Source organism: Pseudomonas sp. FSL W5-0299 (genome assembly GCF_005930655.1).
In the GTDB taxonomy this organism is placed as follows: domain Bacteria; phylum Pseudomonadota; class Gammaproteobacteria; order Pseudomonadales; family Pseudomonadaceae; genus Aquipseudomonas; species Aquipseudomonas mandelii.
The window spans coordinates 1-289 of sequence record NZ_RXHX01000134.1; the positions used below are offsets into that span (position 1 = coordinate 1).

Sequence of the window (289 nt, forward strand, 5' to 3'; positions counted from 1 at the left end):
GAAGCTACGGTTTCCGTGGATCGGTCAGCCGGTAAGGTGAGTGTTGAAAGCAGCGAAAGCCCAGAGCAGATTCGTAAAGCTGTCGAGGCGTTAGGTTTTCCTTCTCAGATCAGCGCTTGAATGCTGACACCTGCCCCTAGTCAGAGCCCCGTATGCAGGGGGCTCCCCTTGGTGAACCCTCAGGGAGTACCGAAGCAGCCGCGTCGGCCACAATTACCGCTCGCAAGCCCTTGCGCTACTAATCACCTCGCAGAGCTTTGAGCAAACCTTTGAATGCTCCATTCAACCG

1 pseudogene is annotated in these 289 nt (G+C 56.1%); it reads left to right on the top strand.

Annotated elements, in window-relative coordinates:
- Positions 1-120 (top strand): annotated as a pseudogene (locus FHL16_RS34855) (heavy metal transporter); the annotation flags it as partial.
- Positions 121-289: the final 169 nt, after the last annotated feature.